Genomic DNA, 22111 nt, shown 5'->3' with positions numbered 1-22111 from the left:
CAAGCAGGAGTAGATGCTGCGTTTAATGCATGGTTAGCACAATTCCAAACTGTAAATGACGGATGTAGTGGTACAGGCGGTTTACAAGGACAATATGCAGCACCAAGTTTGTGTGAAGGCGGAGTTGTAAATGTGAGCTATCGTATTGCTGATAATTGTACATCAGATACAGCTTCGGCTACTTTTACATTGACAGCTGCGCAAAGATTAATAGTAAATTGTCCACGAGATATTGAATTAACTTGCGGTCAAGATCCTAGAGCAGAGTTCAATGATTGGTTATTAGGTTTTGGATTTACTGGAGGATGTAATCCAACAGCAACTGACTTATCAGGCTATGAAATTCCAGCAGCAGGACAAACGCTTACCATAACTTATATAGTAAGTGATAATTGTAATAGAGAGTCTTGTACAGCTTCATTTAAAATGCCATCTTGTAATGAGCCACATTGTACTTATACACAAGGTTATTATGGAGCCTATAATGGTAGTGCTTGTACAGTGGGTGGAAGCCCAACAACAGATTATTTAATTATGCTTGATGCAATCACTGATGTTGGTGGTACATTTGATTTTGGTAGAATAGGTACAGGAAATTATTTCAGATTATTCTTGTCAGACATTACTGGAGCAGCAAATATTGGTGATAATAAAATCTTTAAAATGCTACCTGGTGGTGGAACACCAAGAGCATTAGTAGGATATGATTATTACGATAACCCAATAGGAGTACCATCTTCTTGGAGAAATGATAATAATCCACTTACCAAGTCAGGACCTAAAACAGGAGCAATTAATAACAATTTATTGAGTCAAACAATGACATTGTTCTTTAATACTCATGTAGATCCTACGCTTGTTGGATTCGTTTTAGAATCTCATTTTGCTACTCAGGATGTTGCTTGTGGTTCTAATGTTCCAATTCCAGATACATATAAAGAGTTTTCAATTCCAAATTCTGTAATAAACTATTTGACTTCTAATGGAGGAGCAACAGTAGGCAACTTGTTTAATTTGGCAAATGATGCTCTTGGAGGAGTAAATATTGGAGGTTTGAGTCATGCTGATGTGAATAAAGCTGTAGATGTAATTAATAATGCGTTTGATCAATGTAGAATTAGAGTTCCTCTTCAAACTTCTACATTTGTTTATAGTTCAGCAGTATCAAGTCCTTTAGTAGAGCCTATATTCACAGTGTACCCAGTTCCTTTTAGAGATGTTATCAATATTAAATACGATTTTGATTATAGTTCAAAAGCAAGAATTGATATTTATGATTCTAAAGGAATGTTACTAATGTCGCAAGATGATAATAATGCTTACTTAAATAAAGAAATTTCAATTACCCCTAGATTTAATAGAGGTGAACAACAATTGTTCTTTATTAGAGTGACTACGGATAGAGGAATGAGCACTAAAAAAGTGATTTCCGATAAATAGTGTTTTAGTTTTAAAAAAGGAAAAGGCTGGTGTAAACCAGCCTTTTTTTATTAATTATAGGATTAAAGATTATTTTACTAATCCTCTCGAAATAACAATTCGTTGAATTTCGGAAGTACCTTCATAAATTTGAGTAATTTTAGAATCTCTCATCATTCTTTCAACATGGTACTCTGCAACATATCCGTTACCACCATGAATTTGAACAGCATCATTTGCTACTTCTAAAGCAACTTCAGAAGCATATAATTTTGCCATAGCACCTGAATGTGCAATATCTAAACCTTGATCTTTTTCAGCAGCAGCTTTATGAACTAATAAACGAGCCGCTGTAGTTTTTACATGCATATCAGCTAATTTAAAAGCAATAGCTTGATGTTGGAAAATTGGTTTACCAAATGCAACACGCTCTTGTGCATATTTTAATGCTAATTCATATGAACCTTGTGCGATTCCTAATGCTTGAGAAGCAATTCCAATTCTTCCTCCATTTAAAGTTGACATTGCAAAAGCAAATCCAAATCCATCCTCACCAATTCTATTTTCTTTAGGAACTTTTACATCATTAAATAATAATGTATGTGTGTCTGAACCACGAATACCCATTTTCTTTTCTTTAGGTCCTACCTCAAAACCAGGCATTCCTTTTTCAACAATAAGTACGTTGATTCCTTTATGACCTTTAGAAGCATCTGTTTGAGCAATTACTAAATACGTTGAAGCAGTACCACCATTTGTAATCCAGTTTTTTGTACCGTTTACTAAATAATGATCTCCCATATCAATTGCAGTAGTTCTTTGTGAAGTTGCATCAGAACCTGCTTCTGGCTCAGATAAACAAAATGCTCCAATTACTTCACCTTTTGCTAGAGGAGTTAGATATTTTATTTTTTGTTCTTCTGAACCATATTTTTCTAAACCAGCACACACTAATGAGTTGTTAACTGACATGATAACTGCAGCAGAAGCATCAACTTTTGCAATTTCTTCCATTGCTAAAACATAAGAAAGACTATCAAGACCAGCTCCTCCGTATTTTGGGTCAACCATCATACCAAGGAAGCCTAATTCAGCCATTTTTTTTACTTGTTCTGTTGGGAAAATAGAATGTTCGTCTCTTTCTATAACACCAGGAAGTAATTCATTTTGAGCAAAATCTCGCGCAGCTTGCTGAATCATTAATTGCTCTTCAGATAAGTTAAAGTTCATTTTATTTTGTGTTTTGTTGTGATTTTTAAAAAGTTTTCAAATATAGCTATTAAAACTAATTTTTCAATAAGAATTATTAATTTTAACCCATGCAAAATGCAAGCTATAACGTTGTAGGTGTTATGTCAGGAACTTCGCTAGATGGAGTTGATTTGGCACATATTAATTTCACAATTAAAGGGGGTAAATGGTATTTTGAAATTCATGAAAGTGAAACAGTTTCCTATACAGAGGAATGGATTAACAGATTGAAAAATGCTGTAGATTTTACTGAAACTGAATTGAAAAGTTTGAATAAGGATTATACAGCCTTGTTATCTCAAATAATAAAAAATTTCATCTCTAGATATAAAATAGAAAATCTTGATGCTGTATGCTCTCATGGGCATACAATATTGCATCAGCCTCATAAAGGAATTACGCTCCAAATTGGGAACTTACCTGAAATTGCAGAATTGATTGGTCAAAATATTGTTTGTGATTTTAGAGTACAAGATGTCAAAATGGGAGGTCAAGGAGCTCCATTAGTTCCTATTGGTGATAGAACCTTGTTTTCAGATTATGACTATTGTTTAAATCTTGGAGGTTTTTCAAATATTTCTTTTGAAGAAAAAGGAAATCGTATTGCATTTGATATATCTCCAGTAAATACTGTATTAAATTTTTATGCAGAAAAATTAGGTCATAAATACGATGATAAAGGCGATTGGGCTAGAAGTGGCTCTATAAATCAAAAGTTGTTTGATGAATTAAATGATTTTGAATTTTATAAAAAAAAGTATCCAAAATCTTTGGGTTTCGAATTTGTTAAAACTTTAGTACTTCCTTTAATTGATGAATTTCGAATTTCGGAAAGAGATAAACTGAGAACATTTGTAGAACATATTTCGTTGCAAATTTCACTTGCTTTGCCATTAAAAAAAGGGAAAATACTAGTTACAGGAGGTGGAGCATACAATGATTTTCTGTTAGAAAGAATGAAAATCTACATGCCAAACTTAGAGATAGTTATTCCAAACTCAAAGATAATAGAATTTAAAGAAGCTTTAATTTTTGCGCTTTTAGGGGTTTTAAAAATTAGAAATGAGGTTAATGTTTTGTCTAGTGTTACTGGTGCAAATCATAATCATAGTTCAGGGGAAATATTTTTGGCATAATTTTTGTGTTTTTTAACACTTTAGAGTCTTTCTAAAAGACTTTTAATGCTTAATTTTGCGCAAATTTTTAAAAAACCACACAATGAAAAATGCCCTTTTATCTTTGTTTGTCCTATTATTTGGTATTCAATCATTTACAGCTTCAGCACAAAATCAATTTGAACAAGATGGAGTAGTTGTTCCAAGAACAATTTCATTTGAAAACAAAACTTTAGAGCTAAACGGTTTCGGTACGCGTTCAAAAATGTTCGTTGATGTTTATGTTCAAGCTTTATATTTATCTAGACTATCTCAAGATGCTAAAGATATTTTAGAAAGTGATTCAGAAATGGCTATCCGTATTCAAATTACATCATCATTAGTATCTTCAAGAAAATTAACAAGAAACATGGAGATTGGTTTTGAGAAATCAGCTGGAGATAACTTAAATGAATTGAGATCAAGAATTGAAGAGTTGAAAAAAATATTAATGAGCAGTGAAATAGTTGAAAAAGATGTTTATAATTTGATTTATAATCCAATCGACACTTCTGTTCATATATTCAAAAATGATAAGTTTGTAGGAAAAATTCAAGGATTTGACTTTAAGAAAGCATTGTTTGGAATTTGGTTGTCTGATAAGCCTGCAGATGATAGATTAAAAAATGAATTGTTAGGAAAATCTAATTAAAACATAAAATAATTTAAGAATAACGAAAAATAGAATAATGCAATTTTGCATTATTCTATTTTTTTATATTTGCAACAAATTAAACAAAACGCAACCGAATGAAAGATTTATTAAAAAAATTCGAAAATAAAGAACCTGAAGTAGTATTTAATTGGAAAGACCCTGAAACAGATGCAGAAGGTTGGACAGTTATAAACTCTTTAAGAGGAGGAGCAGCTGGTGGAGGTACACGTATGCGAAAAGGGTTAGATATGAACGAAGTTCTTTCATTAGCAAAAACAATGGAAGTTAAATTTTCGGTTTCTGGACCAGCGATTGGCGGGGCTAAATCTGGAATTAACTTTGATCCTAATGATCCTCGTAAGAAAGAGGTTTTACAGCGTTGGTATAAAGCAGTTTCTCCATTGTTAAAAAGTTATTATGGTACTGGAGGGGATTTAAATGTTGATGAAATTCATGAAGTAATTCCAATGACTGAAGATTGTGGTGTTTGGCACCCGCAAGAAGGCGTTTTTAATGGACATTTTAGACCAACAGAAGCTGATAAAATTAACCGTATAGGACAATTACGTCAAGGAGTAGTCAAAGTAATTGAAAACACTACTTTCTCACCTGATATTCACAGAAAATATACGGTTGCAGATATGATTACGGGTTATGGTGTTGCGCAAGCGGTACGCCATTATTATGATATTTATGGCGGAAGTGTTGTTGGAAAAAAAGCTATTGTTCAAGGTTTTGGAAACGTAGGTTCAGCAGCGGCTTTCTATTTAGCAGAAATGGGGGCGAAAGTTGTGGGTATTATCGATAGAGATGGAGGTTTGATTAATGAAAATGGATTCTCTTTCGAAGAAATTAAAACATTATTTTTAAATAAAGACGGAAATAAATTAGTTGCTGATAATATGATTTCTTTTGAAGAAATTAATCAAAAGATTTGGACAATTGGTGCCGAAATTTTCACACCATGTGCTGCTTCAAGATTGGTAACAAAAGATCAAGTTGAAAATATGATTGCTTCTGGTCTTGAAGTAATTTCTTGTGGTGCAAATGTTCCTTTTGCCGATAAAGAAATTTTCTTTGGTCCTATTATGGAAGAAACGGATAGTATGGTAAGCTTAATTCCTGACTTTATTTCTAATTGTGGTATGGCTCGTGTATTTGCTTATTTCATGGAGAAAAAAGTGGCGATGACAGATGAAGCAATTTTCAATGATACTTCTGAAGTGATTAAAAAAGCAATTCAAAAAACATATGATTTAGGATCTGATAAGAAGAACATAAGTGCAAGAGCATTCGAAATTGCCTTAAAGCAATTGGTATAGTTATTGTTTCTTTTTTTCATCCTAAAGAATGAAAATTTTTAAATCCTTTAGAGTTCTAAAGGATTTTTTGTTTTACAGGTCAATTAAAGATATATTTACATTGCAATTTTTAAAAAATATTCACGTTAGTTTATAAAAAAGATTTTATGAGTTTATTACTTCAGGCAGATAGTTTAAGTCAAGCAGCGATTCAAGTAGCAGAAGATGTTGCTGCAAAAAAAGAATTAACTTTAATGCAGATTATTTTTAGCGGAGGATTAGTAGGTCAAATCGTTATGGTAATCATTTTCTTGATGTTGTTTTTTGCTATTTATTTGTATTTAGAGCGTTTAATGGCAATCAAAGCGGCCTCTAAAATGGATCAAAATTTCATGACACAGATCCGCATGCATTTGCAACAGGGCAAAATAGATAATGCTAAAATGCTTTGTGCTTCAACTAATTCGCCGGTATCAAGATTGATTGAAAAAGGAATTTCTAGAATTGGAAAACCATTAAATGATATTAATATTGCTATCGAAAACGCTGGAAAACTCGAAGTGTATAAATTGGAAAAAAATGTTAGTATGTTAGCTACTATTTCAGGAGCTGGACCCATGACTGGTTTTTTAGGAACAGTAGTTGGTATGGTTATGGCGTTTCATGAAATGGCTCAAAGTAGTTCAAATAAAATCGAAATGAGTGTTTTAGCTGAAGGTATTTACACTGCTATGATGACCACTGTTTTTGGGCTTGTTGTGGGTATTATTGCATATGTAGGTTATAATCATTTAGTTAGTATTACTGATAAAGTGGTTCACATGATGGAAGTAAACGCGGTAGATTTTCTTGATTTATTAAATGAACCAGTTTAAGTATGAACTTAAGAGGAAGAAATAGAATAAATGCCGAGTTCAATATGTCATCGATGACAGATATTGTGTTTTTGCTGCTTATCTTTTTTATGATAGCAGTTACTACAATGACAACAACTAATGCTTTAGATTTAGTGCTGCCAAATTCATCGGGGCAAGCTGATGAAGTTGAAACGGTTGCTGTTAGTGTTGATAGTAATCTTAAATATTATATAGATAAGCAACAATATCCTGATGACGAACTTGAAAATGGATTAAAAAACATATTGAATGGGCAAAAGGATCCTAATATAGTTTTGCATGTTGCTAAAGGAGTTCCAATTGAGAATGCAGTTAAAGTAATGGATATTGCTTACAGAAATAAATTCAAAATTGTATTAGCTGTAGCACCTAAATAATATGGTACTTTTAGAAACAAAACATCAAAAGCGTTCGTTCACGATTACAGTCATTTTATTCGTGCTTATGTTTCTATGCTTTTTTCTTTATATTCTTAAAGATGATCCCAATGTGCCTGAAATATTCGAAGGAGGAGAAATAGCAATCAATTTTGGAACTTCTAATGTTGGGCAAGGAGAGGTTCAGCCATTAGAGCCTGTGAAATCTTCACCACAACCTAAAACATCAAAGGCTGTAGAAACGGCCTCTCAAAATATTACTGCACAAACTTCAACAAAAGCTCCAGTAATCAAAACATCTCAAGTAGAGAGTACTACAAACTCTACTGTAAAACCAGTTGTGAAATCAAAACCAACTCCAAGTAAATCTACTAATGATGCTTTGTCTAGTTTGATTAATGGACCTAAATCTGATGGAGCAGAATCAGGGCATGGTGACGATGGTGTTCCTGGTGACAAAGGTGATCCTAATGGGGATCGATATGCTAATAGCTTTTATGGCTCAGGAGGAGGAACTGGTTCAGGTAATGGAAGTAGTTGGGGGTTAAAAGGACGAAAACTAGCCAATGCAGGTAAAGAAGTTCAGGACTGTAATGAGGAAGGAAGAGTTGTAGTACAAGTTACAGTTAACAAAAATGGAGATGTAGTATATGCGCAGTATACTAAAGGTACAACAAATACAAATCCATGCTTGATTAAGCCAGCTTTGGCTACAGCACGAAAGTTTAAATGGCAACCAGATTCAAATGCGCCAGATAAACAAATAGGATTTATAGTTATTAATTTTAAATTAGGAGAATAGTTCAAGCTATTCTTTTTTGTTTCAATGAATTACCAAGAAACCATAAGTTGGATGTTTGCTCAGTTGCCTATGTATCAACAACAAGGGGCATCTGCTTACAAAAAAGACTTAACCAACACAATATTGTTGGCCAATCATTTAGATAATCCTGAAAAAAAAATTAAAGCAGTTCATGTGGCTGGGACAAATGGAAAAGGTTCTACTTCATCAATGATAGCATCAATTTTACAGGAATCAGGACTTAAAGTTGGATTGTACACTTCGCCTCATTTAAAAGATTTCAGAGAACGTATCAAAATTAATGGCGAAATGATTTCTGAAGATTTTGTAGTCAAATTTATACAACAGAATAAGTCTTTTTTCGAAGAGAATAGTCTTAGTTTTTTTGAGATGACTGTAGGTTTGGCTTTTGATTATTTTGTTAAGGAGAGTGTAGATATTGCAGTAATAGAAGTAGGAATGGGAGGTCGATTAGATTCGACCAATATTATTACACCTCTAGTTTCTGTGATTACTAATATAGGTTTTGATCACACTCAGTTCTTAGGGAATACTATTGAAGCAATTGCAGGAGAGAAAGCAGGTATTATTAAGTCAAAGATTCCGGTAGTTGTTGGTGAGTATACAGAAGAAACCAAAAAGGTATTTTTAGCAAAAGCGGAAGAATGTAAATCAAATATTTATTTTGCTTCGGACTTAATTCAAGAAGACTATCCATCTGGATTGTTAGGTGATTATCAAATTCATAATAAAAAAACAGTTCTTCAAGCCATAAAACTATTGAAGCAGCATTTTCAAATTTCTGCAGATGAAGTTAAAAATGGACTTTTGAATGTAGTTCAAAACACAGGTTTACTTGGTCGTTGGCAACAAATTCATTCTAATCCAAAAGTAATTTGCGATACAGCTCACAACAGTCATGGTTTAAAAATAGTTTTAAATCAAATTCAGAAAGAAAAATTTAATCAATTACACTTCGTTTTAGGTGTGGTTAATGATAAAGATTTAGAAGATATTTTGCCATTATTCCCCAAAAATGCAAAATATTATTTTTCTAAGCCAAATGTTCCTCGAGGATTAGATACTGCAGTTCTTAAAGAAAAAGCAGAAGTTTATGGATTGATTGGATTTGTATATAATTCGATTTCAGAAGCTTATGAGGAAGCTTTGAAAGCTTCAACTGAAAATGACTTTATCTATATAGGCGGTAGTACTTTTGTTGTTGCAGAAATTGTTTAATTTTTTTTGAAATAATGTTTGCAGATATAAAAAACTGTCCTATATTTGCACCCACAATAACGGAAGATATGCTTCCAATGTTATCGGGCGATTAGCTCAGCTGGTTCAGAGCACCTCGTTTACACCGAGGGGGTCAGGGGTTCGAATCCCTTATCGCCCACAAAAAAAACATACTGATAAAAAGAATTATCGGGCGATTAGCTCAGCTGGTTCAGAGCACCTCGTTTACACCGAGGGGGTCAGGGGTTCGAATCCCTTATCGCCCACAAAAGCACTCAATTTGAGTGCTTTTTTTGTTTTATGGAAAATTCAAAATTCTACGTCTATATTCTTTATAGTGTCACGGTTGATAAATTCTATATTGGCTATACTTCAAATTTAGAAGAAAGAATAATTAGACATAATCAAAAAAGTAAAGGATTTACTGGTCAGTTCAATGATTGGGAGCTTAAGTATCATGAAGTATTTTCTAGTAAACATGAGGCAATGACAAGAGAGAAACAAATAAAAAATTGGAAAAGTAGAACTAAAATATTAGAACTAATCAATAAAATATAAATTGTGGTTCATAGCATCCCGATTTATCGGGAGGGTCAGGGGTTCGAATCCCTTATCGCCCACAAAAGCACTCAATTTGAGTGCTTTTTTTTATTCTATATATTTTTAAAAATATAAATCTTGTATATTTTTTACGATTTAATACTATTCTTACAATTGAATCGTTACTTTTAAATAACTAAAAAATTATCATCATGAGAAAAGCTTTGAAAAGTATTGTTTTATTATTGAGTATTGGGTTATTATTGTCTTTCAATTCAAATGATCCTAAGAAAATAAAGGTTGTTATTGATGCTGGACATGGAGGAACTGACTTTGGTGGTATGCATAGTGGATTAAATGAAAAAGACTTAACACTTTCTATAATTAATAAAATTAAAGCTTTACATAATAGTGAGAATGTTGAATTGTTCTTTACAAGAAATAATGATGAATTAATTTCATTGTCTGACCGAGTTCAAAAAATAAACGAAATAAAGCCAGACTTAGTGATTTCTTTGCATGTAAATAATAATAAAAATCCTGAGTCAAATGGGGTAGAAGTATATGTTCCAAAGGATTTAGCTCACACCGTAAAGTCTGAAGAACTGGCTAATAAATTTTTAGGTCTTTTAGTTGATAAAACAAGTTTAATGTCAAGAGGTGTAAAAACTGCTCCCTTTTTAATTTTGAAAAAATCTAATTGCCCAACAATATTAGCCGAAGTAGGTTTTATGTCAAATTACTCAGACAGAAAAATAATAACTTCAGACGAAAATCAAAATAGAGTGGCTCAAGCTGTTATTGAATTTATATCTCAAATTGAATAAAAATAGAAATAATATAAAAAAAGCACTCAATTCGAGTGCTTTTTTTATTTCTCATAATTGGCTTCCATTTCTTTGATAGAATCAATCATTTTTTGAATTCTTTCGTTTTCTTTTTTCTTTTCTTTTTTGCCCAAATAAAAGTAAGCAAATAGCATCCAGCTTATGTATGCAGTAATAACTATAGATTTTAGTTGCAATGACATTGGTTGCATTACTTCTATAAAATAAAATACAAAAGCTAAATTCAATAGAATAAAATACATTAGACCAACTTTATTACTTACAAATTGTTGAAATTTATATGTTTTTTCTAATTCAATCAATGTTAAAGAGGGTTTTTGTGTGAAGTCAATCTTTTTGATTTTTGACATTTGGTAAAGTCTTATCATTGAAAAACCAAATACACATAGAAACATCAGTCCCAAACCTATATAGGTAGTTATCATTTTGAAATTGATTGCTGTTCCAACCCAAATTAATACTACAACAGTAAGTAATAAGATAGTCGCTTGTAAAATTATTTTATTAGTAAAACTATTTCGCTCTTTTTTTGCTTTTTGAATGATTGCTCCAGCTTCAGGGATTTTTACTTCCTTTTGCTGTTTCCATACATCCATTATGTTATCAAAGTCTTTCATATTTAGAATAGATTTCGCTTAATTGTTGTTTTATTCTATGAATTTTTACTCTTAAATTCCCTTCAGATATCGAAGTCGCTTCAGCAATTTCGTTGTAAGGTACTTCTTCGAGCATAAGAGTAATGATTAACCTGTCTGCTTCGTTTAATTCGCTTATGCACTTATATAATAACTGAACTTGGTTTTCTTTATCGTTAGTGTCATCACTCATTTTTAAAGTAGTTTTTTCTATATCTACTTTGCTAAACTTTTTCGAATCTCTTAAGTGTAATAAACACGTATTAACTGCAATTCTGTATAACCATGTACTTACTTGAGATTCTCCTCTAAATTTTGGTAAATTTTCCCATATTTTAATAAAGACTTCTTGCATTAAATCATCAGCTTGCATGCTGTCTCCTGTATATCCTAAACAAAGGCGGTGAACTTTTAGAGAGTAATCGGCGTAGATTTGTTTAAATTGACTTTCCACAGAGTATATGTTGATTATTTTGATCCTAAAAATAAATCAATTTCATTATAAAACCATTCTGGTTGATCATACATGATGAAATGTTTTGCATCTGCAACTTTGATAGTTTTGTTTTTTAATTCAGCATATTGCAAATTGTATTCTTTTTCGCTTCCTTCTTTTGTTCCCCAAAGACTGGCCATAACTAATATAGGAGATTTAATTTTTGCTATTTCTTTTCTTAAATCAGTCGATGACATTTCTACAATTGTACTTCCTAAAGTAGTTCTGTCGCTTTGAAAGCTCCATTTAGCAATTTGTTTTGCTCTAACAGAATCATTTACTTGATAAAGCATAGCTTTTGTCATGTTTTCTACATAACCTTCAGATGGTAATGATTTGAAGTTGTTAATAACTGCTTCTTTGTTAAATTGAGGATTTGCTTTTACAGCTTCTACAGTTGTTTCTGGTTTACCTACAGCAGAAACAAAAGGTAGGCCATCAACACAAATACTCTTTCCAAACATTTCAGGTTCTGTGCTTTGTAACCATAATGTCATAAAAGCACCTAAACTGTGACCAATAAGCATTGGCTTTTTAAGTTTGTTGTCTTTAACGTATTGTATAATTTCGTTTCTAACTGTTTTTAAAATTTCATCATTTTCGATAGGTTTTGCTTGACCAAAGCCTGCAATCGTGATTACATGTAACTGATAATCGTTTTTTAAATGATTTACAGTTTCGTTCCAAACATCACCACTGCATGAATAACCAGGAATTAAAATTACAGGTTTTCCTTTTCCAGTTACTTTTACTTCAAATGATTGTTGTTTTTGAGCAAATACATTTACAAATGCAAGAATTGCTAATACTAAGATGATTGACTTTTTCATGATTATTGATTTTTTAAGTTTGTTTATTTTCTCTTATGATACAAACCGAAATCAATTGTTACAAAAAAAGTAAAAAAATTAGGTGTTTATTTCTAAATCCTTGATGTAGTCTTGGTTTTCGTAGAAAAATATTTCGAAAGAAGTCATTTTTTCATTAAAAAAATCGAAGATTTCATCCCAAGTATTTCTATTATTTACGCTCACATTTGGAAGATCTACCCAAATACGACTAATTTCTTTTCCAGATTCTAAATAATAATGTCTTTCAAAAATAGCATCAGGTAAATAGTCTTCAAGTAAAATGGCTTTTAACGATTCGACTTTTTCGTAATATATTTTTCTTTTTTCATCATCCTTAGGTTCGATATCTAATATAACTTGAGCCTTTTTATTGTCTACATAAAACTTAAAAGAAAAATCTTTAATCTTAGTGTCATAAAGCATCCATTTTCTTGGATAAGCTTCTGCAAATTGGATCCAAAATTCACGTTTTATTCTTTGGCTTTCTTCTTTACTGTACATGAGCTAGTAATACAAATGATTGTTAAATTCAAAAAAATGAGCTATCTTTATGAAAATGTTGATTGAAATCAATGGGATAACTATTGTTAAAAAGTGTCAAAAATGAACTTTTCTGAGTTTTTAAAATATGTTCCAAAAATAGCAAAAGAAACGCTTCCTGCGACAGAGGCGCATGCAAAAATGGTTCCACCAGAAAGAATAGATTTTTTAAAAACAAATAGTTTTTCAAGTTTAGTTCCTAAAAAGGCAGCTGTTTTAATGCTATTATATCCCAAGGATGATGTTACACATTTAGCATTAATTGTTAGAAATTCTTATCCCGGAATTCATGCCTCACAAATTGCTTTTCCTGGAGGAAAAGTAGAATTGTATGATGCAGATTTATCTCAAACTGCGTTAAGAGAAACCCATGAGGAAATTGGTGTAGCAAAAGAAAAGGTAAATGTAATTAGAGCTTTTAGTGAGGTATATATACCTCCAAGTAATTATTTAGTTTCTCCATTTCTAGGTTTTTCTAATACTGAATTGTTATTCGACTTAAATCCAGAAGAAGTTTCTGGTATTATAGAGTTACCTCTTGCAATGTTTTTAGATGAAAGTATTGTTGTAAGTGTTAATATGTCAACTTCTTATGCTACAAACATTAGCGTTCCGGCTTTTCAAATTGATGAACATTTAGTTTGGGGAGCAACAGCTATGATGATGAGTGAACTCAAAGAAATGTTTAAAAAGGTATTATAGTGTAATACTTTTTGTAATTTTGCAGCTTATTTTTTAATAATATGGGATTATTTAAGAGAAATCCTTTTGGGCATATACTTTTTTTAAAACGATTTATAATAATGGTATTTGGTGCCTTTACGCACCGAAGGTATCGAGGTTTTAATCAGCTTCAAATAGACGGTTCAGAAATAATTAGAGCTTTGCCAGATAAAAATGTTTTATTTATTTCAAATCATCAAACTTATTTTGCTGATGTAGTAGCAATGTTTCATGTATTTAATGCAAGTTTAAAAGGTAGAGAAGATAACATTAAAAATATCGGATATCTTTGGGAGCCAAAATTAAATATGTACTACATTGGTGCAAAAGAAACTCTACAAGCAAACCTTTTGACTAAAATCATGGCTTATGTTGGTGCAATTTCTGTAGAAAGAACATGGAGGGCTGATGGAAAAGATCTTGAAAAACATGAACAAAAGAAAGTTAATTTAAGTGATTTTAGAAACATTCAAATTGCACTTGAAGATGGTTGGGTAATTACTTTTCCACAAGGTACTACAAAATCGTTTAGACCTGTACGTAGAGGAACTGCTCATATAATAAAACATTACAAACCAGTAGTTGTGCCTATTGTCATTGATGGTTTTAGAAGATCGTTTGATAAAAAAGGATTACGACTTAAAAAGAAAGGGATTTTGCAATCTTTTATAATTAAAGAGCCTTTAGAAATTGATTATGAAAATGATACAGTTGATCAAATTGTAGAAAAAATAGAGTATGCAATTGAGCAACATCCTTCATTTTTAAAAGTGCTTTCTGTTGAGGAGGTTGAAGAACAAAAAGAATTAGACCGATTGCGTCAATGGAATATAGATTAAAAAAAGACCCTAATTAGGGTCTTTTTTTTATAAATCTATTTTTTTTAATTCGTTATAGTTTTTGAATAATTTTTTGAGTAAAATTCCGTAAAGTAATTTATAGAATAACCAAAATAGTCCAACCATCACTACTATCGATACAAAACATATAATTAGAGCAATGTAAAATACACTATCATTATGTTCTGTCAGTTTCATTAAGTTCGGGTCAGTGTTAAATGCTAAAGCAAATCCTAAAATTGTTCCAATAATAATCATTCCAAGATTATACCAAATGTAGTAATTCACTGTTTTTCTAGTTTTTATAATGCTTTTCATCAAATTTTTAGTAGAAGATACTACACAAATATTTTTGTAGTTTTTATAAAAAATATAAATGAATACAGCTATTACTAAGTAATTAATTATTGTGAAAACATTGAAAAAATCAACTAAATAAGGATTATTTAATTTTTTGAAATATTGTTCAGAATCAAAAAGAAAACCTATCAAAAACCAAAAGGCAACTTCTAATACACTTATTATTAAAATAAGTTTTACTATAGATGATGATTTTTTATGCAACATTGTATAGATTTCTTTTTCAGAAACCTCTCTAAAATTTTGATTCTTTTTCCAATCTTTTTTTAGTAAATCCAACTCTTCCATTATATGCCTTTTTCTTTACGGATTAATAATTTGTTTAAGTTTAGTTTTTATTCTATTCATTTTTACACGTGCATTCACCTCTGAAATACCAAGTGTTTCGGCAATTTCAGTGTAGTCTTTGTCTTCTAAATACATAAAAACTAAAGCTTTTTCGATGTCATTCAATTGATGTACTGCTTTGTAAAGTAACTTGATATGCTCCTCTTCTTCGTAGTTGTATTCCTCTTGAGGAATAAAATGTCTTCCAGTTTCAAATTCAATAGTACTGATAGATTTTGTTGATTTTCGATAGAGTGTAATAGCAGTATTAAGTGCTACTCTGTAGGCCCAAGTAGAAAATTTACTTTCTCCTCTAAATTTTGGAAAAGCTTTCCATAATTGAATCGTAATTTCTTGAAATAAGTCATTATGCTCATCATCGTCATGAGTATATAGCCGACAAATCTTATGAATAATATTCTGATTCTCTTTTAACTGGCTAACAAATGACTTTTCTAGTTCATTACTCATACGCAATAAGTAGTAGAAATTTATATTTTGTTACAAATGAAATAATTTTAGAATGAAATAAAAATTCATAAGTTGATTTTTAATTTTGAATGATTTGTTTGAATCACTTTTGTAACTTTGGAATTCAACACTTTTTAATACAATGAATATACCTCAATCTAATAAAAAAAGAGTTATAATAATAGGAGGCGGTTTTGCTGGAATTGCATTAGCAAAAAAACTTAAAAATAAAAATCTCCAAGTAGTTTTACTAGACAAACATAATTATCATACATTTCAGCCATTGCTTTATCAAGTTGCGACTGGTGGACTTGAAGCGGGATCAATTGCTTACCCAATTCGGAAGGTAATGCAAGGTTGTGAAGACTTTTATTTTAGATTGACCTCTGTAAAAGAAATAGATACTAATGCACAAAAAGTAATATCGGAAATAGGGGATTTACATTACGATTTTCTGGTAATTGCTACGGGCTCTAAAACGAATTATTTTGGTAATAAAGAAATTGAGCGAAACTCAATGTCGATGAAAACTATTCCGCAGGCTTTAAATATTAGAAGTTTGATTTTGGAAAACTTCGAGCAAGCGGTTTTAACTAAAAATCAATCTGATAGAGAGGCACTAATTAATTTTGTTTTAGTTGGTGGAGGGCCAACAGGGGTTGAGCTTGCAGGTGCTTTAGCAGAGATGAAAAAAGCTATTTTGCAAAAAGATTACCCAGATTTAGACATTCAAAAAATGCAAATCAACTTAATTCAAAGTGGCGATAGAATTCTAAATACGATGAGTGTTGAATCGTCTAATGCTTCAGAGGCTTTTTTAGAAAGCTTAGGAGTTAAGATTTGGAAAAATGTTAGAGTTACAAATTATGATGGGAGAATTATATCAACCAATTCCGATTTGACTTTTGATTCAGCTACAGTAATCTGGACAGCTGGTGTACAAGGGGCAGCAATTTCAGGGCTTGACGTTAATTCACTTGTAGAAAGAGTTGAAAGAATTAAAGTAAATCAATTCAATCAGGTAAAAGGATATGATAATATTTTTGCAATAGGAGATATAGCTTCAATGGAATCTGAGTTATATCCTCAAGGTCACCCTATGATGGCACAGCCAGCTATTCAACAAGGTAATTTATTAGGAGAAAACCTTTGGCGTTTAGTTAATGGACAAAACATGAAGCCTTTTGAATACAATGATAAAGGTTCTATGGCAACTATTGGTCGTAATAAAGCTGTTGTTGATTTACCAAAATATCATTTTAATGGTGTTTTTGCTTGGTTTGTTTGGATGTTCGTTCATCTATTTTCTTTGATAGGATTTAAAAATAAGGCAGTAGTTTTCTTAAATTGGGTTTACAATTATATCCGTTTTGATAGGGAAGGAAGATTGATTATTCGACCTTATAAAAAGCGAAGTTTTACAACATTTACTAGTGATGAGGTTTAGATAAAGTTAAAAATCTAGATCTATCTTGGTGAAATTATATTCTTTTAAGCCTTATTGAAATATTTACCTACTAATTCTAGAAGCTTTTCTTTGTTAAGAGGTTTAGATATAAAATCCGAAAATCCTATTTGTTTAATGCGTTCAATCTCTTCTGGGAAAGAGTAGGACGTTTGTGCTATGATTGGAATTTGAGTATTAAATTCTCTAATTTTTGTGTAGGCTTCGTAACCATTCAAATTAGGCATTTTAATATCCATTAGTATAAGGTCAATTTCCTGATTTTCTTGCGCAATTTTTATAGCTTCGACACCGTCACAGGCTCTTATTACATTGTAGTTGGCTGAGGTTAATATTTTTTTGATGAGAGCAAAGTTTATATTGTCGTCTTCCGCTACAAGAATAAGCTCTTCTTCACCCTGAGAATAATTAATTTTAGTATCCTCAATAGTTGTTTGTCTGATTGCTTCTTCATAATCTAATGGGATGTTAAAACTAAAAACTGATCCAACTCCAGGTTGCGAAGTAAGTGTAATGCTTCCTCCTAACATTTCTATGTATGCTTTTGCAATAGCCAAGCCTAGTCCAAGTCCTTCATTGGCAGAAATTTTTGTTGACCCAATCTTGTTGAAACGTTTAAAAATTTTTTCTTGATGCTCTTTAGCAATACCAATTCCGGAATCTTTAACTGTAAAAATAATTTGCTTTTTTACTTCATCAACATCGTAATCTAGAATCACATATCCTTCTTCTGTAAACTTAATGGCATTGTTTAGTAAGTTGATTAGAATCTGATTGATTTTTACACCATCAGTTCTTATATCTTTTTTTAATGCTCTTTTAGGTTTAATTAATTTAATATCAATTTTTGGATTTTTATTTGTAATAACGATTGAGTCAAAAACGGATTGAACCATTGTGTCAATGTTTATAGGCAAGATGTTTGGTTCAATACTATTTATTTCGATTTTAGACATTTCAACTAAATCATCAATAATTTCAATTAGGTTTTTACCACTTTGATGAATGATTCTTATATATTCGGCTTTTTCCTCTTGCGTTAAGTTTGGATTCAATAATAAGTCCGAAAACCCGATAATGGCATTCATGGGTGTTCTTACTTCGTGAGATAAATTCATTAAGAATGCAGATTTTAGTTTTTCCCCTTCTTCTGCTTTTAGTTTTGACTTCTCTAATTCTATTGTTTTTTGTTGATTTTCTTCAAAAAGTTTACCTATATATCTAAACTCACCTCTCACATTTTTTAAGGCTTGTAAAGCAGCTTTATCGCCAGTTTTTAAGAAACTTTTAATGTAGCTTAAAGGAGCTCTTGACCATTTATTAGCATAGTAATAATAAACTATCCAAGATAAAAAAAGAGCCAATGAAATTGTAATCAATATAAATCTTGTAATCCAAAAATCGATATCATAAGATCTTTTAAAATATAATTTCTCTACCGTTTCATTTTTATAATCTTTCAGTGGAAATACATAATATACAGCCTTACTATTTTTATCAATAGATTTAAAAAATTCGATGTTAGAAGTGCTTATCTTTTCAAAATTGGCAAAATATTCATTGTCTAATAATCTTACCATGAAAAAACAACCAGCAGGTTTGGTTTTGTTTTTATATGGATCATCAGATGGATGTATTGTAGCTCCATAAACTTCTACAACACCTTCAGGAATTTGTAGATAAAATTTATCTAATTTTTTCTTTAATAATTTAGTAATAGCATCTTGAGGAATAAAGTTGGAACTTCTAATTTTAGGAGTCGCAACTTTAGTTAAAAGTTTGCCTTTAGTATCGTAGGCGCAAACATATTCTACTTTATAGTTGTCTATTACACTAGCTACAGAACTGTTAAACCATTTTAAATTTTTTGTACTTATAAAGTCAACAAATTCATCCCAATAAGTGATTTCTGTAATTAATGAAATATAGTTTTCAGTATTTAGTTTTAGTAAAGAATTTATTTCTTGTTTATATACACGATTACTGGTGTCATAGATGTTTTTTTCTTGTACTTTCATGTAATAATACAGAGATATAACAAGAAGTAAGAGGCATAATGACATAACCGTAAGTAAACTTATTACTTTGGTATAAGTTGAACTGGTTTTTTTGAATAAAGTTAGCTCCACTAAAATTGATTTATGTATAAAAATACATTTTTTTAGTTAAAATGTTTTAAAATGAAAAGTTATTTTAGAGTTATATTGTTATAAGTCACGGTTTTGGTAGTAATTAACCATCAAATCTACAAATTTGCTATAACTTAGTAGACCATCTTTTTGTTGATTGAGCTTTAGAAAATTGTCATAGAAAGCCTCAAAAAAAGTATTTATAAATGTTTCGTGTGCTTTGTGAAATGCTTCACTTTCTTTGTAATTTTTGAAAACACCTGGATTTACAGTTTTTCTCAAATCATTATATAGTCTTTCATTTTTGTAACCAATGTTATTTAAACAATAACGAAGAGCAAGTGTATATCCAGCGTATTTAAAGTATAAATTTTCATTTTTTGTCGAAGCCATGAAACCAATAAAATTGCATTCGCTTTCACTTCCAAAACCAATTTGATGAGCCATTTCGTGGCACAATGTTGCTGGAAAGGTATAGTTAGGAATTTCGCTGTTTACTTGAGCTTCGTTTGTAAAAGGGTTTAAATAACCACCAAATCCCATGTAAGAAAGGAAAAAACTAATTAATGATTTTTTTTGGCTAGGTATTTCATACTTCAAATAAGAATAATTGGTGCTCAAATTTCCATAACCATTTAATGCGGTTTTGAATATTGATTCTTTGTCAAGTTGATTTATAACTTTTTGAGCTGTGTCTTTTGTGATTTGAAAATGAATTTCGTTGGTTTTAAGTATTAATTTTTTGGTAAAACTTATTAATTGTTCATCAGTATAATCAGTTTTTATGTCTAGTTTTTGATACAACGGAACTCGGTAATAATTCAAAGCCCACAAAAGATTAAATAAAAAATAGAAAATTGATATAAAGTTAACCGCTGCGAATACTTTGCGCTTCCAATTTTCTTTACGTTTTTTATAAAACCAAACTATTATCCAAGCAATAACTGATGTGTAAATGAGATCTCCAACAGAGAAAGGAATTTTGCCAAAAATTGTTCTCGAAAAATGAGATATATAATGGTATAAGCCATTTGTATAGTATGTTTCTATAAATTCAGGAAATAGAGTGAGTATTTTCAATCCAATCAATTGAAATAATAAAAACAGCGGTAAAAAATATTTTCGGCTCACAAAAAAATAAATTATCCGTAAATATATACATTATGAATTAGTCAAAAAAGAATTTAAACTTTGTAACTTTGAACTTCTTAAAAATAAAATAAACAATAATGAGCCAAGAAATAAGAAATTTGGAGCCAAAAGCACTTTGGAACAAATTCGCCGATTTAAATGCAGTACCTCGTCCTTCAAAAAAAGAAGAAAGAGTTATTGAGTTCATGAAAAAGTTTGGAGAAAGTTTAGGACTTGAAACTTTTGAAGACGAAATTAGAAACGTAATTATTCGTAAGCCAGCTACTCCAGGGATGGAAAATAGAAAGACCATAGTAATGCAAGGTCATTTAGATATGGTGCATCAAAAAAACAACGATACAGTTTTTGATTTCGATCAACAAGGTATCGATATGTATGTTGATGGTGACTGGGTTCGTGCAAAAGGGACTACTTTAGGTGCTGATAACGGACTTGGAGTTGCTGCAATTATGGCAATATTAGAGAGTAAAGATATTCCTCATCCAGCTATCGATGCTTTGTTTACTATCGATGAAGAAACTGGAATGACAGGTGCTTTAAATTTAAAAGGAGGAATTTTGAAAGGAGAGATTCTTTTGAATTTAGATACTGAAGAAGATGATGAAATTGACATAGGATGTGCTGGTGGAGTAGATGTAACGGCAACTCGAGAGTATAATGAAGAGGAAACTCCAGAAGGATCTGTGGGTTATACAATTACTGTTAAAGGTTTAAATGGTGGTCATTCAGGAATGGATATTCATAAAGGATTAGGTAATGCTAATAAAATTATGAACCGTTTGTTGTTTGATGGTTTTGAAAATTTTGGTTTGCAGATAGCTGAAATTAGTGGAGGAAGCTTACGCAACGCAATTCCTAGGGAAAGTGTTGCAAAGGTGATTATTGCTTCAATGTATGATGAGGCTTTTGTATTTGATATGCAAGAAGTGATAAATGATATCAAAGCAGAATTCAAAACTACAGAACCTAAATTAGAAATTAGTATTGAGAAATCAGATTTGCCTTCTAAGGTAATGGATTTAGGAGTTCAAGAAGGACTTTTACGTTCTATTTATGCGGCTCATAATGGTGTTTATAGAATGAGTCCTGATATGGAAGATTTAGTTGAAACATCAAACAATATTGCTAGAGTAGTGGTAAAGGATGGAGAAATCTCAATTCAAAACTTAACTCGTTCTTCTGTAGAATCTTCTAAGTTTGACTTAGCTAATGCTCTTCGTTCAGCTTATGAATTATTTGGTTGTGAAGTTGTTTTTTCTGGAAGTTATCCTGGTTGGACGCCAAATGTTCAATCAGAGATATTAGAAGTTTTAACTACTATCTATGAAAAACAGAATAATGAGAAGCCAAAAGTTGTGGCATGTCATGCAGGTTTAGAGTGTGGTATTTTAGGAACAAATTACCCAGGAATGGATATGATTTCTTTTGGACCAACTATTCACGGAGCGCATAGTCCAGATGAAAGAGCATCAATTAAATCGTCGCAAAAATTCTGGAAATTCCTTTTAGAGATTTTAGAGAATATACCGTCTAAAAATTAAATTTAAACCCATCTCAATGAGATGGGTTTTTTTATATATTTTAACTTTTTATGAGGAAAAACCGTAATGAGTCCTCTCAGAGATTTGTAATTTTATATAA

The 22111-nt window shown here is 31.1% G+C and carries 23 protein-coding genes and 2 tRNA genes; 16 read left to right on the top strand and 9 right to left on the bottom strand.

What is annotated here, in order from left to right:
* Positions 1-1440 (top strand): T9SS type A sorting domain-containing protein (locus tag BUC09_RS13070; protein WP_143161934.1); only part of this gene is annotated, 1440 nt, incomplete at its 5' end.
* A gap of 69 nt (positions 1441-1509) precedes the next feature.
* On the opposite strand, the gene BUC09_RS13065 is transcribed toward BUC09_RS13070, so the two are convergent.
* Positions 1510-2649 (bottom strand): acyl-CoA dehydrogenase, encoded by a 1140-nt coding sequence (locus BUC09_RS13065; protein ID WP_073312043.1) that lies wholly within the window; start codon positions 2647-2649, stop codon positions 1510-1512.
* Between the two features lie 89 nt (positions 2650-2738).
* Between BUC09_RS13065 and BUC09_RS13060 the strand changes: the two genes are divergently transcribed.
* The 11 genes from BUC09_RS13060 (at position 2739) to BUC09_RS13010 (ending at position 10461) form a co-directional block, all read left to right on the top strand.
* Positions 2739-3806, top strand: coding sequence for an anhydro-N-acetylmuramic acid kinase (locus BUC09_RS13060; RefSeq protein WP_073312042.1), 1068 nt, complete (start codon positions 2739-2741; stop codon positions 3804-3806).
* An 82-nt stretch (positions 3807-3888) separates the two neighbouring features.
* Complete coding sequence (locus BUC09_RS13055) at positions 3889-4476, top strand: chalcone isomerase family protein (RefSeq protein ID WP_073312041.1); 588 nt, start codon at positions 3889-3891, stop codon at positions 4474-4476.
* Between the two features lie 98 nt (positions 4477-4574).
* Positions 4575-5801, top strand: coding sequence for a Glu/Leu/Phe/Val dehydrogenase dimerization domain-containing protein (locus tag BUC09_RS13050; RefSeq protein WP_073312040.1), 1227 nt, complete (start codon positions 4575-4577; stop codon positions 5799-5801).
* 146 nt (positions 5802-5947) lie between these two features.
* Positions 5948-6655: a MotA/TolQ/ExbB proton channel family protein gene (locus BUC09_RS13045; RefSeq protein ID WP_073312039.1), complete on the top strand. Its 708-nt coding sequence runs from the start codon at positions 5948-5950 to the stop codon at positions 6653-6655.
* Positions 6656-6657: 2 nt separating this feature from the next.
* The gene (locus BUC09_RS13040; RefSeq protein ID WP_073312038.1) at positions 6658-7053 is read left to right on the top strand and encodes an ExbD/TolR family protein; all 396 of its coding nucleotides are present in this window, start codon (positions 6658-6660) and stop codon (positions 7051-7053) included.
* Between the two features lies 1 nt (position 7054).
* Complete coding sequence (locus BUC09_RS13035; RefSeq protein ID WP_073312037.1) at positions 7055-7855, top strand: energy transducer TonB; 801 nt, start codon at positions 7055-7057, stop codon at positions 7853-7855.
* A gap of 24 nt (positions 7856-7879) precedes the next feature.
* Complete coding sequence (locus BUC09_RS13030) at positions 7880-9094, top strand: bifunctional folylpolyglutamate synthase/dihydrofolate synthase (protein WP_073312036.1); 1215 nt, start codon at positions 7880-7882, stop codon at positions 9092-9094.
* Between the two features lie 85 nt (positions 9095-9179).
* Positions 9180-9254, top strand: a tRNA-Val gene (locus BUC09_RS13025).
* A 31-nt stretch (positions 9255-9285) separates the two neighbouring features.
* Positions 9286-9360: transfer RNA gene (locus BUC09_RS13020), tRNA-Val, on the top strand.
* A 34-nt stretch (positions 9361-9394) separates the two neighbouring features.
* Positions 9395-9652, top strand: a complete 258-nt coding sequence (locus tag BUC09_RS13015; protein ID WP_073312035.1) for a GIY-YIG nuclease family protein — start codon at positions 9395-9397, stop codon at positions 9650-9652.
* Positions 9653-9846: 194 nt separating this feature from the next.
* Positions 9847-10461, top strand: coding sequence for an N-acetylmuramoyl-L-alanine amidase family protein (locus BUC09_RS13010; protein WP_073312034.1), 615 nt, complete (start codon positions 9847-9849; stop codon positions 10459-10461).
* A gap of 44 nt (positions 10462-10505) precedes the next feature.
* On the opposite strand, the gene BUC09_RS13005 is transcribed toward BUC09_RS13010, so the two are convergent.
* The 4 genes from BUC09_RS13005 to BUC09_RS12990 form a co-directional block, all read right to left on the bottom strand.
* Positions 10506-11099: a hypothetical protein gene (locus tag BUC09_RS13005; RefSeq protein WP_073312033.1), complete on the bottom strand. Its 594-nt coding sequence runs from the start codon at positions 11097-11099 to the stop codon at positions 10506-10508.
* On the bottom strand, positions 11086-11571 hold the full coding sequence (locus tag BUC09_RS13000) for an RNA polymerase sigma factor (RefSeq protein WP_200778495.1): 486 nt from the start codon (positions 11569-11571) through the stop codon (positions 11086-11088). The genes BUC09_RS13005 and BUC09_RS13000 overlap by 14 nt, the downstream gene beginning before the upstream one ends.
* Positions 11572-11585: 14 nt before the next feature.
* The gene (locus BUC09_RS12995) at positions 11586-12443 is read right to left on the bottom strand and encodes an alpha/beta fold hydrolase (RefSeq protein WP_073312031.1); all 858 of its coding nucleotides are present in this window, start codon (positions 12441-12443) and stop codon (positions 11586-11588) included.
* Between the two features lie 78 nt (positions 12444-12521).
* A complete protein-coding gene (locus tag BUC09_RS12990) occupies positions 12522-12965 on the bottom strand; it encodes a DUF4268 domain-containing protein (protein ID WP_073312030.1) in 444 nt (147 codons plus the stop codon).
* A 102-nt stretch (positions 12966-13067) separates the two neighbouring features.
* On the opposite strand from BUC09_RS12990, the gene BUC09_RS12985 reads away from it, so the two are divergent.
* Complete coding sequence (locus BUC09_RS12985; RefSeq protein ID WP_073312029.1) at positions 13068-13706, top strand: NUDIX hydrolase; 639 nt, start codon at positions 13068-13070, stop codon at positions 13704-13706.
* Between the two features lie 41 nt (positions 13707-13747).
* Positions 13748-14566 carry a lysophospholipid acyltransferase family protein gene (locus BUC09_RS12980; protein WP_073312028.1) on the top strand — a complete coding sequence of 273 codons (819 nt, stop codon included), beginning with the start codon at positions 13748-13750 and terminating at the stop codon, positions 14564-14566.
* 27 nt (positions 14567-14593) lie between these two features.
* On the opposite strand, the gene BUC09_RS12975 is transcribed toward BUC09_RS12980, so the two are convergent.
* On the bottom strand, positions 14594-15214 hold the full coding sequence (locus tag BUC09_RS12975) for a hypothetical protein (protein ID WP_073312027.1): 621 nt from the start codon (positions 15212-15214) through the stop codon (positions 14594-14596).
* Positions 15215-15229: 15 nt separating this feature from the next.
* Positions 15230-15724, bottom strand: a complete 495-nt coding sequence (locus BUC09_RS12970; RefSeq protein WP_073312026.1) for an RNA polymerase sigma factor — start codon at positions 15722-15724, stop codon at positions 15230-15232.
* Between the two features lie 142 nt (positions 15725-15866).
* Here BUC09_RS12970 and BUC09_RS12965 point away from each other — a divergent pair, with 142 nt between their 5' ends.
* Entirely contained in the window at positions 15867-17171 is a 1305-nt protein-coding gene (locus tag BUC09_RS12965; RefSeq protein WP_073312025.1) for an NAD(P)/FAD-dependent oxidoreductase, read from the top strand.
* 44 nt (positions 17172-17215) lie between these two features.
* Here the strand turns inward: BUC09_RS12965 and BUC09_RS12960 are convergent, their stop codons facing one another.
* Positions 17216-19207, bottom strand: a complete 1992-nt coding sequence (locus BUC09_RS12960) for a response regulator (RefSeq protein ID WP_073312024.1) — start codon at positions 19205-19207, stop codon at positions 17216-17218.
* A 189-nt stretch (positions 19208-19396) separates the two neighbouring features.
* Positions 19397-20398, bottom strand: a complete 1002-nt coding sequence (locus BUC09_RS12955; protein ID WP_234972644.1) for a DUF3810 domain-containing protein — start codon at positions 20396-20398, stop codon at positions 19397-19399.
* A 149-nt stretch (positions 20399-20547) separates the two neighbouring features.
* Here BUC09_RS12955 and BUC09_RS12950 point away from each other — a divergent pair, with 149 nt between their 5' ends.
* Complete coding sequence (locus BUC09_RS12950) at positions 20548-22011, top strand: aminoacyl-histidine dipeptidase (protein WP_073312022.1); 1464 nt, start codon at positions 20548-20550, stop codon at positions 22009-22011.
* The last annotated feature ends 100 nt before the right edge of the window (positions 22012-22111 follow it).

Source organism: Flavobacterium terrae, from assembly GCF_900142035.1.
GTDB classification, from domain to species: Bacteria; Bacteroidota; Bacteroidia; order Flavobacteriales; family Flavobacteriaceae; genus Flavobacterium; species Flavobacterium terrae.
This window is presented reverse-complemented; position numbering and strand designations above follow the sequence as displayed.

Bases quoted from the DNA above. Each gene is read 5' to 3' on its own strand.
- BUC09_RS13040 (WP_073312038.1), top strand. From the start codon at position 6,658: ATGAACTTAAGAGGAAGAAATAGAATAAATGCCGAGTTCAATATGTCA.
- BUC09_RS13005 (WP_073312033.1), bottom strand. From the start codon at position 11,099: ATGAAAGACTTTGATAACATAATGGATGTATGGAAACAGCAAAAGGAA.
- BUC09_RS12975 (WP_073312027.1), bottom strand. From the start codon at position 15,214: ATGGAAGAGTTGGATTTACTAAAAAAAGATTGGAAAAAGAATCAAAAT.
- BUC09_RS13030 (WP_073312036.1), top strand. From the start codon at position 7,880: ATGAATTACCAAGAAACCATAAGTTGGATGTTTGCTCAGTTGCCTATG.
- BUC09_RS13035 (WP_073312037.1), top strand. From the start codon at position 7,055: ATGGTACTTTTAGAAACAAAACATCAAAAGCGTTCGTTCACGATTACA.
- BUC09_RS12950 (WP_073312022.1), top strand. From the start codon at position 20,548: ATGAGCCAAGAAATAAGAAATTTGGAGCCAAAAGCACTTTGGAACAAA.
- BUC09_RS12960 (WP_073312024.1), bottom strand. From the start codon at position 19,207: ATGAAAGTACAAGAAAAAAACATCTATGACACCAGTAATCGTGTATAT.
- BUC09_RS12990 (WP_073312030.1), bottom strand. From the start codon at position 12,965: ATGTACAGTAAAGAAGAAAGCCAAAGAATAAAACGTGAATTTTGGATC.
- BUC09_RS12995 (WP_073312031.1), bottom strand. From the start codon at position 12,443: ATGAAAAAGTCAATCATCTTAGTATTAGCAATTCTTGCATTTGTAAAT.
- BUC09_RS13015 (WP_073312035.1), top strand. From the start codon at position 9,395: ATGGAAAATTCAAAATTCTACGTCTATATTCTTTATAGTGTCACGGTT.
- BUC09_RS13060 (WP_073312042.1), top strand. From the start codon at position 2,739: ATGCAAAATGCAAGCTATAACGTTGTAGGTGTTATGTCAGGAACTTCG.
- BUC09_RS12970 (WP_073312026.1), bottom strand. From the start codon at position 15,724: ATGAGTAATGAACTAGAAAAGTCATTTGTTAGCCAGTTAAAAGAGAAT.
- BUC09_RS13065 (WP_073312043.1), bottom strand. From the start codon at position 2,649: ATGAACTTTAACTTATCTGAAGAGCAATTAATGATTCAGCAAGCTGCG.
- BUC09_RS12985 (WP_073312029.1), top strand. From the start codon at position 13,068: ATGAACTTTTCTGAGTTTTTAAAATATGTTCCAAAAATAGCAAAAGAA.
- BUC09_RS12965 (WP_073312025.1), top strand. From the start codon at position 15,867: ATGAATATACCTCAATCTAATAAAAAAAGAGTTATAATAATAGGAGGC.
- BUC09_RS12980 (WP_073312028.1), top strand. From the start codon at position 13,748: ATGGGATTATTTAAGAGAAATCCTTTTGGGCATATACTTTTTTTAAAA.
- BUC09_RS13055 (WP_073312041.1), top strand. From the start codon at position 3,889: ATGAAAAATGCCCTTTTATCTTTGTTTGTCCTATTATTTGGTATTCAA.
- BUC09_RS13045 (WP_073312039.1), top strand. From the start codon at position 5,948: ATGAGTTTATTACTTCAGGCAGATAGTTTAAGTCAAGCAGCGATTCAA.
- BUC09_RS13050 (WP_073312040.1), top strand. From the start codon at position 4,575: ATGAAAGATTTATTAAAAAAATTCGAAAATAAAGAACCTGAAGTAGTA.
- BUC09_RS13010 (WP_073312034.1), top strand. From the start codon at position 9,847: ATGAGAAAAGCTTTGAAAAGTATTGTTTTATTATTGAGTATTGGGTTA.